This window comes from Vibrio kasasachensis, from assembly GCF_050337565.1.
In the GTDB taxonomy this organism is placed as follows: Bacteria; Pseudomonadota; Gammaproteobacteria; order Enterobacterales; family Vibrionaceae; genus Vibrio; species Vibrio kasasachensis.
Window position 1 is genome coordinate 1 of the sequence record NZ_JAKJTB010000013.1, and the last position, 15061, is coordinate 15061.

The following is a 15061-nucleotide window of genomic DNA, read 5'->3' on the forward strand; positions in this document are numbered from 1 at the left end:
AATCATCTTCATCGACGCTTAACSGCTCAACCGACGTGATGGTTGGAATGTCATCCACCACGGTAATGGTTAAGGTTTGTGGCGCTGTGGTGTCGTTATCAAAATCTGTTGCGCTGATATTAAAGCCCAGCTCAATCTCGTTCTCACCATCCGCCAGCGCATGATCGAGCGGCTGAAGTAGGTTGAATTGGTAGCTGTTATCGGCGGTATCAAACACCATAGTAAACACTGCTTCGCCCGAGAGCGTTTGGGCAGTGTAAGTAAACTGAGTGCCGTTTTGTACTGGCGAGCCATTGCTCCACTCCAGCGCTTCGCCGCCGGAGGATAAATCAACCAATGCAGGTGAAGTGGCTTCAATTTGATAGCTCTTAATGCCATCCGCGCCCTCTTCAATCACGAAGTTGCCCGAGATTAGCGTCGGCTCTTTATCTGTATCAGAGCCCTGAGCACCACTGACGTTAAGATCATCTTCATCAACACGGGTTTGCCCTGTAAAGCCACTTAATACAGGTAAGTCATCGAGAATGGTAATAGGCAGCAGACTTTGCGTTGTGTCATTATCAAAATCCGTCGCAATAATCGGAAGATTGATTGTTGTAGTATCACTACCCGTCGCGTGATCAATCGGTTCCAACAACTGGAAAGTATAATCACCATTTGGTTCAACAAGCAGAGTAAACACATCGCCAGAGGTTGTAGAACCCGTATAACTGTAGGTTAAATCACCATTATCCACTTCATTAATGGTAACGGTTTCACCATGAGAACTGATTGCACCTTGCTGATTGAATTCACTCACATCCAAGCGATACTGTTTGATTTCATCACTACCCAGATCAGCATCGACGGCACTACCCTGAATTGTTTCGGCTTGGTTTGCATCCGTACCCGCAGGCAAATTAGAGTCACTGACAGTCACATTGGGGACATCGATGATCTGAGGGTGACTTCCATCTGCAATAGTGACACTGGCAGATATCGGCGAACGAATGGCATTACCACCACTGTCGGTGCCCGTAATATCAAATTTCACCACGACTTGATCATCGACTAAAGCAACATTGCCACCGCCAACTGAAGGCACGTGATCAATTGGTTTAGAGAGTGTGGTGGTCAACGTCAGCTCGACATTTTTTCCGACATTAGCTGTATCAATATCAATTCTAACCACTTCATCCAAACCAACACTGCCCACAATCGCATTTTCTACTGCGTCATAAACAAAGCTCACATCTTGATTCGACGCTTTAATATCTGTATTTAGCTCGCTTATTAATGCGCTAAGAGAGGCTGATTCTGGGGTAAAACTGTCAGGATTAAGTGGTAGATCGCCAGCTTCGATTATAACTGATACCGCAACCTCAATTGGATAACCATTAATCGTATCAAAGTCCCCTTCAACAAGGAGTTCTGAGATAGACTCGCCACCTGCGGCAAATACAGTCGAGCGCCCTTCTTCTTCCGGGTCTTCAATTTGATCCCGCAAAGCAGCGCTGGTTTCGAAGAACGTTTTTGCAAGCAACTCCGGGTTATTGTACGCGATGGTGATAAAGCCAGCATTTGCAGAACCCAATTCCCCACCAGCTGCCGCCGCTTCGAGAATTGCCGTAGGATCTTCCCCACTCAAAATCGCCTGCTGTATAGCCTCTAGATCCGCTAGGCTAAATTCACTATTCTGCGTAACATCAACCGAAACCAATCCATCTAAAGGTAGATTCTTGATGAGCCCCTGTTCATTACCACACGCTACGCAATTCTCCTCAACAGTAAGGACTTCTGCCTGCTCAACTAACTCAACACTTGAGTTCTTTGCCGTGATAATGATTTCATTGCCATTAAGAATATCGCCTACCTTAAGCTCTCGCGCGTTTCCTTGACCGTCAATTGCGATTACGTCTCCGGTTGTTTTGGCGACTTTCACTCCCTCTAGTACCACTTGTTGGTTCATATTATCCCCCGAAAATATAAATCTGGCTGCAATGCTTTATTGATGTTTTTATCAATCTTAATGTAACAAAATACTACAGCTTAGTGTTAAGTTTCATCAATTTAAGTGATACTTATTACATTTAGGTAAGTATAGTCACTATCAAGGCAATGTTTGGAGGTAGGAAGCAACAGCTGGTATTTTTTGAGCTTTCATAATCCTTGGCTTTAGATTATCTTCTCAGCATCAAGACATCCCATGATTTTTACGCCTCATTTATGAGACATGCGCCAAATAGTGAAGCAAAATCATCTACTTTTCGCATTATGTATTTATAGTGAATAAGTAAAAGCATTACGACTAGGTTTCAATGGAATCGCCAAGACTCAATCTGAAAAAAATACCTAACTTAGCCAGAGAAATGTTCAATCACCTGCCTAACTTACTGCCAGTGGTTGCTATATTTCTATTGGCTTTTGCATTTTCAATTTTAGGTAATTATTACCATACTCAAAAAGCCATTGAGAAAGACGGTAAAGAGATTGTCAGCTTGTTGGAGCGGTATATCGATACCGTAGCCAGTGAACTTTATATATTGAATAAGTTCGTCAGCGAAGATTGCACTCAAGATGATAAACTAACTCTTAGAGCACACGCATTTCACTCTGAGTTCATAAAGGAAGTGGGCATTTACAAAGATGGCTTTGTTGTTTGCACAAGCCATGAAGGTCCGAGTAAAATCAAGCTATTGAGCGGCGTAATGGATAGGATCAATGCATCGAAAAAGCACATCACGATATCGATTGGAGAGTCTTCAAGCCATGTTTCAACCTTCTTCGTTTATGCCTCAATCAATGAAACACTGGGTCTCAATGCTTTACTGCCGCCCGAAAGGTTTGCCAATCTTATTGCGCAGTTTTTAAAAGCTCGTGAATATCAGTATCAGCTAACCATCTTAGATTATGAACTAAACAATCAATACCAAACCAATGGTTCTTACTCTGATCACTTGGCTTTCACCTCTGAGGTGTATCCGTTTAAAATTGAGTTGTACTCAACATCTGGAACTTATCAATATCATTATTTTGCACATGTATGGAAGACCATATTGACCGCCTCTGTTTTCTCACTAATTTACCTTATTATTGGTTACCAATTACTCGCAAAGCGTTCCATCGAATTTACTCTCCTCAATGCCATTCGCAATGACCAAATTGAGTTGTATTTGCAACCTATCGTCGACCTCAACACTGACACCGTTGTTGGCAGTGAGGCACTAGTACGCTGGAATCACCCGACCCAAGGGCATATTTCTCCTGAAATATTCATTCCTCTTGCCGAAAAACTGGGAGTGATCGATTCATTAACCGAGAAAATGCTCTCAATGGTGGCACTATTTCTACAAGATAATCCGAGCTATCAAGAGTCGAAATATGTGAGCGTTAATGTAAGCCGCATCTCCCTCATTGATGATCATTTTTTAAATTACTTAAAAACGTTTTCTAAACAATACCCATACTTTGTCGACAGTATCTTGTTGGAAGTTACCGAGAATATCGACTTTGATCAGCAGCAGCTTAACCAAGCATTAAACAACCTTAAACGTATTCAGGACCTAGGGTTTAAACTTGCGATTGATGACTTTGGTACGGGTTATTCTGGGCTAAATTTCATCCGTCTTCATTCTTTCCAAGTGATGAAAATTGACCAAGTGTTTATCAAAAGCCTGCATTCCGAATCAAGCACTACCCCCGTCCTCATTTCAATGATTCAGTTAGCAAAAGAACTGAATATGAAAGTGATCGCTGAAGGGGTAGAGACAAAACAGCAAATTGAGTTATTAAGAAAGCTCGGTGTTAGCTATATCCAAGGCTATTACTATTCTTATCCAGTAAAACCCGAAGCTTTGATAACGTTGAGTGAAAAGCCTGAATACATACCATTGACTAATGCTCCAGCATAAAAAAAGCCAACCTCGCGGTTGGCTTTTTCAATCAATTGCTGTCTAAGGCACACCGTGCCCTTTAGAAGCAATCCAAACGCGATACCATTGCTCTCGCGTTAGTTCAATATTGAGAGCACTTATAGCTCCTTTAACTCGCTCAATTTTACCAGAACCAATAATCGGCAAAGGTTTAGAGGGCAACTTGCGAATCCAAGCATAAATCACTTCATCAATAGAATTGGCACCGATTTCATCACGAAGAAGCTCCAGCTCAGCCCGCACACGCTTAACTTGCTCACTTTTGCCGGTAAAGATTTCTCCGCCCGCCAAACAAGACCAAGCCATTGGACGAATACGAGTCATTTGCAATTGATCTAACGTACCATCATGGGCTACGTCAAAATTAAGTGGATTAATTTCAACTTGGTTGGTGACTAACGATTTATGAACGCGAGATTGAAGTAGTTCAAATTGGCTTGGTGAGAAATTAGATACACCAAAATGTTTAACCTTACCGACTTTGTGTAATTCGGCGAAAGCTTCGGCCACTTCATCCGCATCCATCAGCACATCAGGGCGATGAATTAAAAGAAGATCAATTTGCTCAATACCTAAACGACTCAAAGAGTTATTAACCGACTCGTAAATATGAGCGGCGCTCGTATCGTAATGGTTCACTTTTCGATGAGGGTACTTATCGTTACAAAGGTTAATATCACACTTAGTGACGATTTCAATTTGATCTCTAACCGAGCTATCCAGCTTTAACGCTTCACCAAAAAGTGTTTCGCATTCGTAGCTTCCGTAGATATCTGCATGGTCAACCGTGGAAATTCCAAGATCAATATGCTGTTTTAGAAACGTTAGACGTTGCTGAGGCGTCATACCCCACTCGACCAAGCGCCAGTAGCCTTGTACAAGTTCTGACAATTCTGGACCTTGTGGACCGATAGTCACTTTAGACACCATATTTTATCTCCTAAATAATCTAAACTTAGGCTATGCCTTATCATCCAATTGCTCAATATTAACGGTCACTAAAACGTGATGACGTTCTAGTTTTGGGTTATGCCGCACATTAAGCTTTTTTACACTCGCGCCTGTTGGTAGAACGTGCTAGGGACATATCAAACACGCATAAACGCTTTGTTTTAGTTTAGAAGATAACTAACTCGTTGTTTTAATTAATGGTAAAAATAAGACAAAAAAAGGCTCCTTTAAGGAGCCTTGAAAAAAGAGTTTAGTTGTTACTTAACCGCACGGCGCGCTTTCACTGCACTAGCTAATTGCTTCAGCACTTTCTCGGTGTCATCCCAACCGATACACGCATCTGTAATTGATTGTCCATAATTGGCAGCTTTGCCATCAATCAAGTCTTGGCGACCTTCAGTTAAGTGCGATTCAATCATGACACCAAAAATGGCATCTTCACCACCCGAGATCTGCTCCGAAACATCTTCACAAACGACCATTTGGCGCTGATATTGCTTAGAGCTATTTGCATGGCTGAAATCAATCATCACTTTTTGTGGTAGCCCCGACGCTGCAAGTTCTTGCTTAATGGTACTAACATGCTCAGCACTGTAATTTGGCTCCTTACCACCACGTAAAATCAGATGGCAGTCAGGGTTTCCGCTAGTTTCAACGATAGCAGAATGACCAAACTTAGTAACTGATAAGAAATGGTGTGCCGCGCTGGCTGAACTGATTGCGTCAGTCGCTATTTTGATGTTGCCGTCGGTACCATTTTTGAACCCTACTGGGCAAGAGATTCCTGATGAGAGTTCGCGATGTACTTGAGATTCTGTCGTACGAGCACCGATGGCTCCCCAACTGATCAAATCTGCGACATACTGTGGCGTGATCATATCAAGAAACTCGCTGGCGGTTGGCATCCCCAGATCGGTTAGATCCAACAGTAGTTTACGACCAATTCTCAGACCATCGTTAATCTTAAACGTGTCGTTTAGGTATGGGTCGTTAATGAGTCCTTTCCAACCAACAGTCGTGCGCGGCTTCTCAAAATAAACGCGCATCACGACTTCAAGCTCATCGCCTAACTCATCACGAAGAACTTTTAATTTTTTGCCATATTCCAGTGCTGCTTGTGGATCATGGATAGAACAAGGACCGACAATCACCAAAAGGCGATCATCGTTCCCCTGTAAAATATTTGAAATGGCTTCGCGCGAGCGAAAAGTAGTTGAAGAAGCGATTTCTGTCGCCGGAAACTTCTCTAAAACGGCAATTGGCGGCAATAACTCTTTTACTTTATTAACTCGTACATCATCAGTTTGAAACATCGCTACTTCTTCCTATTATGTGGGCGGCGACTTTTGGTTGAATGTTCAATATTCAACTCACTACCGTCCTATATTTTCCCTGTCACATCTAACTTATCTGCCTAAAACAAAGCTTGCAACCACTTTTTAACCCAAAAGGCAATATACACCATTTTTTACAACCATCAATCTTTGTACAAATTATTGTACGAAAAATTCCACCTTCTAAATTGCTTACTGACCTAGACATAAAAACCCTAAAAATCAATAACATATGATATAGCGCGCAATTAGCTGCTGGATTTTTTATGCGAATCAGAATTCAACCGAGATAGTAATATTAAATATTTCACTGTTATGTTATTCAGGGCAGTAAAACAAAACGTGCGCTCAGCATGGGGAGAGATCACAGAACGTGTCTATTTAAGATTTAGACACCATTCCTTTTTAAGCATATACGGTGGATGAATGCGCCGAGAAACAAACCAGAGATATTGATCATCAAGTCGAGAATAGAGAACTCACGCCTTGGAATAAAGGCTTGTAATACCTCGTCAGCAATCACAGCTAAGAGGATGATCGTCAATAATGGAGGGATACGAAAAGCGGTATTGCGAAAATAATACCTCGGCGTAGCCCAATGGGCCACAAAGCCTAAACTAATCGCAAGAATTGCATGAAGAGACCACGCTCCGCCTAATAGAGCTTCCACCTCGTACACTACACTAGAGTGATAGTTAAACGATTTAGCTAATGATGCTAAGCCGCCAAATAGTACCAATGTAAATAATACGGTGACACGGCGATTAAGAAACAAACTAAGACTATTCATGCTGAAAACTACTGTAGATAACCAACCAATCCATGGAGATTCAAAAGCATACGCGTTTTGAGCTCTCCATGAAAGGCAAGCGGGGTGTTTTTCCAACTTGGCACCAGGTACACCAAGACAAACTAGCCCCAATAATGGTCGCCTAATATAAGTAAAAACAGCAACATTAGGTGGTAGATTGAAAACTTAAATGTTTCTATCGCCGTTTTATCACTTGGGTTGTATTTAAGTTTCCATGCATAGCCAATGAAGCCCGCACTTAATAGACTAGAACCGACCCAATAAATAACACCTGACATACCAACCAGAGCGGGAAATGTACACACAGCGGCAAGAAGAATGGTGTAAAGAAGGATGGAGGTTTTGGTGTATTCCTCTCCATGTGTCACTGGTAACATCGGAATATCCGCTTTGGCGTAATCTGCCTTGCGATGTATCGCTAATGCCCAAAAATGCGGAGGCGTCCAAATAAAGATGATCATCACTAATAGCCATGCGTTGGCGTGCAACTCTCCCGTAACGGAGGTCCAACCAAGTAACGGTGGCATCGCACCGGCAATGCCCGCAATGACGATGTTTTGTGGCGTAGCACGCTTCAAATACATGGTGTAAACCACGGCATAACCAAGCAAGCTTGCAAACGTTAGCCATGCTGTAAGCCCATTAACCCCACTATAGAGAACCACAAAACCAACCACACCAATGCTAGTGGCAAATAGCGCAACTCGGCTCGGAGCAATATCGCCATTGGGTAAAGGACGACGATGAGTACGAAACATCACCGCATCTATTCTTCGATCAATCAAATGATTAAATGCAGCAGCAGAGCCGGCCATCAAACCAATGCCGATCATTCCCAGAACACTTTGCTTTACAGGCAGCGCGCCCGGCACCGCCAAACACATACCGACCAACGCTGTCAGTAGCATCAATGCCACTACTTTCGGCTTGGTAAGGGTTAAATAACTGCGCCATATCGAACGATCTTGGGTTAACTCAACGCTAATTGATTTACTCATAGAAAGCCTCCTTGCCATATGAACTTGGGGTAACGCTTTTTAAACAACGATTCGCCTGCCATATCAGATGATTGACGTACAGAGTATTCAGCAGCAATAACGCTGCAACTAAGTTGTGCGCCACCGCAACCGAAAGGGGGAGTCCAAATAAAACATTGCTGATTCCAAGACCTATCTGCACCAGCAGCAAGCACGCTAAACGTAAAGCTTGAACTCTAAATTGGCTCTGTCTTTGACGTAATAATTGGAAAATAAGCATAAGAAACACAACAAAAGTGACCATTGCTCCGATTCGATGGACAACATGAATCGTCATACGGGCACTGTAGTCAAGCGTGCCAAATTCATAAGTTTCTTTTGGGGCTTGGATCAGCTTAAATGCCGTTTCTATATCTAAGTAGTGCAGCCAATCACCCTGACAAATAGGCAGCTCTGTACACATTAATGCCGCGTAATTGGACGATGTCCAGCCCCCAAGCGCTATCTGTGCAATTACAGTGAAAAACGCGAGCATCGCCATCATACGGAGTCCCACGCCTACCTTAAATTGAGTGATTTTCAGTGGATTCTCGGCTACCCGCCAATAGAGTAAAGCCAGCAGACAAAACAGGGTAAAACCACCTAGCAAATGCCCCATAACCACGATCGGCATCAGCTTCATTGTTACCGTCCACATTCCTAACAATGCTTGGAATATCACCACCAGCGTGATGGTGATGGGAAGTAACCTTCCCGCCTTTTGTTGCACAAGTGCGAGAGCGGAAATAGCAAAGACTAATAGACCCAAACTGCCAGCGAAGTATCGATGAACCATTTCTAACCATGCTTTGTCGACCTGCACGGTAAGTTCGGGGAAGAGAACATTTGCTCTGGCTAACGACGCTTCATTGCTTGGAACGATCATTTGACCATAGCAACCCGGCCAATCAGGACAGCCCAAGCCCGCATCGGCTAAACGGGTATAAGCACCAAGAAGGATCACGCAAAACGTCATCACTAGGCTCAATTGCAGTAAGCGTTTTAACGTCATAACTGCCTCCTAACCCACTCGTGATAGTTTAAGAAGTTTTCTTAAATCAGCGAGTAAATCCTTACTCTGCGATACTAATTCATTTTCAGAGCCCACTTGCGGATAACGCATGACAAGCTGACCAAGCGGGTCAACGATGACATACTCGAAACCACTCACCACATTGGTGAATGAATCATTCACTTTAATCATCTCAATAGGTAATATCGCAATCATTGCTGGGTCGCTATTCTTGTCAACTAACACGACTGGAGCGACGCGCTGTTGATATTTACCCAGTGCAATATGGCTTTGCTGCAAATAGTGAATTTGCTGCCGGCAAAAAGAGTCACAATGTTTTGGTAACACATAACCAAGCTGCCACTTAGTCCCTTGGTGAGGGTTGATTAACCCAAGAGACTGCAAATTCCTTGCAGGTTCGATTAACTCTCCCTTGTTTGTCACCCCGGAATTATACCAATGCTTACTGAGCACTAACTTCGCCAGAAGAGCAGGTAGCGCAAACACCATAATTAGGGCTAACAGCTTTAACCGACTTCGAGTTACTGTATTACTCATAGACTCTCCTTAGTCGTATTTCTAAATGCCTTCCTAAGCCAAATAATTCCCAGCACAGCTAAGGCAATTGCCATGGAAAACCACTGAACGGCATAACCAATGTGCTTTTGCTCGCTCATAGGAACTGGGCGCCATGGCTGTGAGTATGGCCATTCCTCCTGCTGAGGTTGAAAAACAAAACCTTGTATCGATATCTGCCAAAACTCGGCTAATTGGTCAATATTCAAATTTTGTATTCGAACTGGGTCGGTTTTTTCTAACATCAAGCCATCACTGAGTGGATTATTGGAACGCTGATACAAGCGCCCTTCTCCCTTATACGGCTCTCTTAGCCACTTTACATTCGGCAGGTCTGCACGCGAGCGAGTCCCTGAAACAAATCCTCTTTCCAACAACACGTATTGACCTTGTGTTGTCTGCATAAGCTGTAGCGCAAGATACCCGACCTCTCCTTCAAACACTTGGTTATCTAGTAGTAAATACCGCTCTGCAATCGGGCTTAGTGTTGTTGTCACTTTCACCCCCGTCAGATTTCGTGTTGTGTCCGTCACGATATGGCTGAGTTCTTGCCACTGTTGCCTTTCGTTTATATCCAGTTGGCTTTGTATCAACTGTTTCTGTTCGGCACGGTTTAGTTGCCAAAGCCCTAGGTTGACCAATATCGAAATAGCAACCAAGGTTAATATCAATGCTAGCCAAAAAAACGGCTGTTTCACTACCCCACCAAAGGAAGGCATCATGGTCTTTATTTTCAAATTATTGCTGGTCTTATTGCTGCTCTTTATCATTGCTAACCTCGCCAAAGCACTGATAGAAATGGTCAAAGGACCAAATGAATCAGAAGATGAAAAAGACGATGAACAACCTTCCATGAGTGATTACCTTGGTCGCCGAGTGGTCCTTTCTGCACTCGCCGTCGTTTTGATGATTCTGGCCCTATTAAGCGGCTTTATTGACCCTAACTCACGCCCTTTTTAAATCAACTCAAAGTACATAAACAAAAACAAACAAGCATAGCCAAACCACATCAACAAAGTGCCAATACCAACTGCCAGCTTGAAAAGCGAAATGGTCTTTAGCGGTAAAATGGTCCTTCGCAATGCGACCCAACAAAACGATGAGGAAAACTGAACCTAAAAATACATGTAACCCATGAAAACCAGTCAGCATAAAAAAGGTATTGCCATAAACGCCGGACTGCAGCGTTAAATCCAAATCTTGATACGCATGGATATACTCAACACCTTGGTAATACAAAAAGAACCCCGCAAGTACTATCGTAATCTCAAGCCAAACAATCAATGCCATGCGTTTATTGCGCTCTAAGCTGACGTGGGCCATGTGCAAGGTAATAGAGGAGAGCAACAAAATAATGGTGTTACTGAGCGGAATACCCTGCCAACTCATTGCCGTTGTATTTACACCATTTGGCGTTGTCGTTAATGGCCACATCGCCTCAAAGGCAGGCCATAATACTTCGTGAGTCATCAGGTTATTGTCAGCCCCACCCAGCCACGGTACCGATATCATTCGCGCATAGAAAAGTGCGCCGAAGAATGCACCAAAGAACATGATTTCGGAAAAAATGAACCAGCTCATTCCTTGGCGAAACGAACGAGCAATTTGTTCCGAATAAAGTCCGTTCATGGACTCACTCACGACATTAGATAGCCATCCTGCAATCATGTAGAGTAGAGACAGGAACCCCGCAGCCAACACAACTTTGGAAAAGACACTCGCACTGCCGCTTTCCGCCATCGTTTGCACCGTTAGCCCTGCGCCCAATGCAACCAAAAACAGCGCGATTGCACCAACAATCGGCCAACTACTCTGCGCTGGCACATAATACGGCTGATGTTTGGAACTCATGGCGTTGCTCCTTGTGACTGGGTTGGTGTTACAACAGCTCCAATTTGAGCGGTTGTAACAGAATCGGTGACCGTTTCCGTAATATCGTAAAGGGTGTAAGAAAGCGTTAAGGTGTGAATTGAATCTGGTATATCCCGCTCGATATAGAAAATGAGCGGCATTTCAGTATGAGCTTTCCCTTCCAGCGGTTGCTTGTTAAAACAAAAGCACTCTACCTTATTGAAATAGCTTGCCCCTAAACCCGGTGAAACCGATGGTACTGCTTGCCCAATAATAGTTCGGTTGGCACGATTAAACGCTAAGTACGCGGTTTGGATTACTTCTCCGGGATGCACCGTCATTGAAGCCACTTGAGGTGAAAAATCCCAAGGCATTTGAGGATTTGGATGAGCAATAAATTCCACTCGAATGGTTCGCGAAGTGTCAGGCATCAATGCCGCGGGTCTCTCCACTGCGACGGCGTTGGTTTTGCCATTAATGCCCAATGCATCGCACATAATGTCGTAGATAGGCACTAAGGCAAAACCGAAACCGAACATCGCAATGGTTGCACCCACCAACTTAAGGGTTAATCTGCGATTGGCGCTGTTGCCGCGATTCGTATGACGGTTTTCCATAACCACCTACCTTCAATCTATTTTAGGCGGGGTAGAAAAGGTATGGTGAGGTGCAGGACTAGGTACAGTCCACTCCAAACCTTCTGCTCGATCCCACACTTTTGCATTCGCCTTCTCGCCACCTTTGATGCACTTAATCACCAACCAGAGGAAAATCAATTGGGATAAACCAAAAGCAAAACCTCCGATTGATACGATTTGGTTCACATCGGCAAATTGGATTGCATAATCAGGGATACGCCTTGGCATACCGGCTAACCCCAAAAAGTGCATAGGGAAAAACAGCACGTTAACGGAGATAATTGAACACCAGAAATGCCATAAACTTAATCTGTGGTCATACATATGCCCTGTCCACTTAGGCAGCCAATAATAAGCGGCGGCCATAATCGAGAACACCGCCCCCGATACCAGTACGTAGTGGAAATGAGCAACAACAAAATAAGTGTCATGGTATTGGAAATCAGCTGGCACTATCGCCAACATCAGACCGGAAAAACCACCAATGGTAAACAGCACAATAAAAGCGATGGCAAACAACATCGGGGTTTCAAACGTCATTGCCCCTCGCCACATGGTCGCAACCCAGTTAAAAACTTTTACCCCGGTTGGGACGGCTATCAACATGGTGCAATACATGAAAAACAGCTCGGCGAATACAGGCATACCCGTGGTAAACATGTGGTGCGCCCAAACCAAGAACGAAAGCAACGCAATACTGCAAGTGGCATATACCATCGAATGGTAACCAAATAGCTTTTTACCACTGAATGCAGGGATAATGGCGGAGATGATCCCAAATGATGGCAAGATCATGATGTACACTTCAGGATGACCAAAGAACCAGAAAATATGCTGGAACATGACTGGGTCTCCCCCACCAGCAGCATCAAAAAAGGAGGTACCAAAGTACTTATCAGTTAATACCATAGTCACGGCCCCTGCGAGCACGGGCATCACGGCTATCAACAAAAACGCGGTGATAAGCCACGTCCATACAAACATTGGCATTTTGAACCAAGTCATCCCCGGAGCGCGCATGTTCACAATGGTTACGATGACATTGATCGCCCCCATAATTGAACTGATCCCCATGATGTGAACTGAGAAGACAAACAGCGCAGTGCTGTCAGGACCATAAGTAGTCGAAAGAGGCGCGTAGAAAGTCCAGCCGAAATCAGGTCCGCCGCCTTCCGTGAATAGCGATGCGAGTAGAATAGTGAACGCAAATGGCAAGATCCAAAAACTGAGGTTATTCATCCTCGGCAATGCCATATCTGGCGCACCGATCATCATCGGAATCATCCAATTCGCGAGCCCAGTAAAGGCTGGCATGACTGCACCAAACACCATTATTAAGCCATGAACAGTGGTCATTTGATTGAAAAAGTGCGGTTCTACCAATTGCAAACCCGGTTGAAACAACTCAGCGCGAATGATCATCGCCATCGCTCCACCAGTTAGGAACATAATGAAACTGAACCACAGATACAGCGTACCGATGTCTTTATGATTGGTTGAGTATAACCAACGAGTTAACCCTTTAGGAGCGTGATGCTCTTCGTGATCTAACGCAACGGTTGAACTAGCGCGGCTAAGCTCGGCGTCAGTGACGGGTGACGATTTTTCATGATGAGGAGTGGTTGATTTCATAGTTCCTCCTTAGTGTCCTGACCTTGCATATTGAAACTGTTGATGTCAGAAGCTTGCACCACATCGCCAGTATTGTTATCAAAACCATTGCGTTGATAAGTGATCACAGCCGCGAGCTCCTGTTCAGTTAGCTGATTGGCAAAGGCTTGCATTGCGGTACCAGCACGACCGTTAACGATCGTATCTATGTGAACGTCAATATCCCCATTCGCAATTTTGCTACCTTTAATGGCAGGAAACGCTCCCGGTATCCCTTCACCGCTAACTTGGTGACAAACCGCGCAGCGCTCTACATAAATCTTTTCACCGATTTGCATCAGATCTTGCAAGCTCATTTCACTGTTTAGAGCTTCGGCCGCTTGTTGCTGTGCCAATGCTAACTGGTCTTTTTTATTGGCAAGCCATTCGTCATAGTCAATTTGCGTCATGGCGTGAACAACGATCGGCATAAAGCCATGCGCCCGACCACACAATTCAGCACATTGCCCTCGATACACTCCCGGCTGATCTATTTTGGTCCATGCCTCGTTGATAAAACCGGGTATCGTGTCTTTTTTAACCGCAAAATCAGGCACCCACCATGAATGGATCACATCATCCGATGTCATCAGAAAGCGTATTTTTTGGTTAATTGGCAACACCAGAGGGTTATCCACTTCGAGTAAGTAGTGCGCACCTTTTTCTTCGATGCCATCTATTTGATTTTGCGTTGTCGCTAGTAGGCTAAAAAATTCCACATCTTGTTCGAAATAGCTGTAATGCCACTTCCATTGAGAACCGGTGATTTTTATGGTGAGATCCGATTGAGAGGTGTCTTCCATTGCAAGGAGTGTTTTAGTGGCCGGGATGGCCATAGCAATAAGAATGATGATTGGAATAATCGTCCATACGATTTCGACTTTTGTACTTTCGTGAAAATGAGCGGCTACCGCGCCCTTCGACTTTCGATGTTGGTAGATGGAATAGAACATAGCCCCAAAGACAACGAGGGCAATAGCGCAACAGATATAAAATATCAGCATGTGAAGCTGGTACACCTCTTCGCTGATTTGGGTTACACCCTGAGTCATATTGAGTACATTGTCTTTGGCGAATGACGACGATGCCCAAGTTGCGGCAAAAACTTCCAATGTCAGCCATACCGTTGCTGGTATTCTTTTCAAAAGACCTCTCCTTGTGTCTCTGTTCTCTCAATCGAGATGGCAAAAAAACTAAGGTTTCAATCACTTTTGCGCAGAATACCCGATACCCAGTCACATCCTTTGGCGATATCGTGCAATCCCTGCGCTCGTATCCGGAATTTCCAAGCCAACTAGGTATTCCTGACTT

Annotated in this window: 14 protein-coding genes; 2 read left to right on the top strand and 12 right to left on the bottom strand. The window is 44.1% G+C overall.

Annotation, left to right across the window (positions count from 1 at the left end; genetic code table 11):
* On the bottom strand, positions 1–1948 hold a 1948-nt coding region (locus L4C38_RS10725; protein WP_428797552.1), incomplete at its 3' end, for a retention module-containing protein.
* A gap of 349 nt (positions 1949–2297) precedes the next feature.
* Here L4C38_RS10725 and L4C38_RS10730 point away from each other — a divergent pair.
* The gene (locus L4C38_RS10730) at positions 2298–3890 is read left to right on the top strand and encodes an EAL domain-containing protein (RefSeq protein ID WP_428797553.1); all 1593 of its coding nucleotides are present in this window, start codon (positions 2298–2300) and stop codon (positions 3888–3890) included.
* 42 nt (positions 3891–3932) lie between these two features.
* On the opposite strand, the gene L4C38_RS10735 is transcribed toward L4C38_RS10730, so the two are convergent.
* From L4C38_RS10735 to L4C38_RS10765, 7 genes are all read right to left on the bottom strand, one after another.
* Positions 3933–4841 carry an aldo/keto reductase gene (locus tag L4C38_RS10735; RefSeq protein ID WP_428797554.1) on the bottom strand — a complete coding sequence of 303 codons (909 nt, stop codon included), beginning with the start codon at positions 4839–4841 and terminating at the stop codon, positions 3933–3935.
* Positions 4842–5119: 278 nt separating this feature from the next.
* Positions 5120–6175 (bottom strand): 3-deoxy-7-phosphoheptulonate synthase AroG, encoded by a 1056-nt coding sequence (gene aroG / locus L4C38_RS10740; protein WP_428797555.1) that lies wholly within the window; start codon positions 6173–6175, stop codon positions 5120–5122.
* Between the two features lie 409 nt (positions 6176–6584).
* Complete coding sequence (locus L4C38_RS10745) at positions 6585–6986, bottom strand: VanZ family protein (RefSeq protein ID WP_428797556.1); 402 nt, start codon at positions 6984–6986, stop codon at positions 6585–6587.
* A 122-nt stretch (positions 6987–7108) separates the two neighbouring features.
* Positions 7109–8005: a heme o synthase gene (cyoE, locus tag L4C38_RS10750; RefSeq protein WP_428797557.1), complete on the bottom strand. Its 897-nt coding sequence runs from the start codon at positions 8003–8005 to the stop codon at positions 7109–7111.
* Positions 7998–9035 (bottom strand): COX15/CtaA family protein, encoded by a 1038-nt coding sequence (locus L4C38_RS10755; protein WP_428797558.1) that lies wholly within the window; start codon positions 9033–9035, stop codon positions 7998–8000. Before L4C38_RS10755 ends, cyoE begins: the two co-directional genes overlap by 8 nt.
* Positions 9036–9044: 9 nt before the next feature.
* Positions 9045–9593 carry a hypothetical protein gene (locus L4C38_RS10760; protein ID WP_428797559.1) on the bottom strand — a complete coding sequence of 183 codons (549 nt, stop codon included), beginning with the start codon at positions 9591–9593 and terminating at the stop codon, positions 9045–9047.
* Positions 9590–10309, bottom strand: a complete 720-nt coding sequence (locus L4C38_RS10765; RefSeq protein WP_428797560.1) for an SURF1 family protein — start codon at positions 10307–10309, stop codon at positions 9590–9592. Before L4C38_RS10765 ends, L4C38_RS10760 begins: the two co-directional genes overlap by 4 nt.
* Positions 10310–10331: 22 nt before the next feature.
* Between L4C38_RS10765 and L4C38_RS10770 the strand changes: the two genes are divergently transcribed.
* Positions 10332–10571 carry a DUF2909 domain-containing protein gene (locus tag L4C38_RS10770; protein ID WP_428797561.1) on the top strand — a complete coding sequence of 80 codons (240 nt, stop codon included), beginning with the start codon at positions 10332–10334 and terminating at the stop codon, positions 10569–10571.
* A 6-nt stretch (positions 10572–10577) separates the two neighbouring features.
* On the opposite strand, the gene L4C38_RS10775 is transcribed toward L4C38_RS10770, so the two are convergent.
* Genes L4C38_RS10775 through coxB form a run of 4 tightly spaced genes read right to left on the bottom strand, consistent with a single transcriptional unit; the run spans position 10578 to position 14868 of the window.
* Complete coding sequence (locus tag L4C38_RS10775; protein WP_428797562.1) at positions 10578–11462, bottom strand: cytochrome c oxidase subunit 3; 885 nt, start codon at positions 11460–11462, stop codon at positions 10578–10580.
* A complete protein-coding gene (locus tag L4C38_RS10780) occupies positions 11459–12079 on the bottom strand; it encodes a cytochrome c oxidase assembly protein (RefSeq protein WP_428797563.1) in 621 nt (206 codons plus the stop codon). Before L4C38_RS10780 ends, L4C38_RS10775 begins: the two co-directional genes overlap by 4 nt.
* Positions 12080–12091: 12 nt before the next feature.
* Positions 12092–13732, bottom strand: a complete 1641-nt coding sequence (gene ctaD / locus L4C38_RS10785) for a cytochrome c oxidase subunit I (RefSeq protein WP_428797564.1) — start codon at positions 13730–13732, stop codon at positions 12092–12094.
* Positions 13729–14868 (bottom strand): cytochrome c oxidase subunit II, encoded by a 1140-nt coding sequence (coxB, locus tag L4C38_RS10790; RefSeq protein WP_428797759.1) that lies wholly within the window; start codon positions 14866–14868, stop codon positions 13729–13731. The genes ctaD and coxB overlap by 4 nt, the downstream gene beginning before the upstream one ends.
* Positions 14869–15061 lie beyond the last annotated feature (193 nt).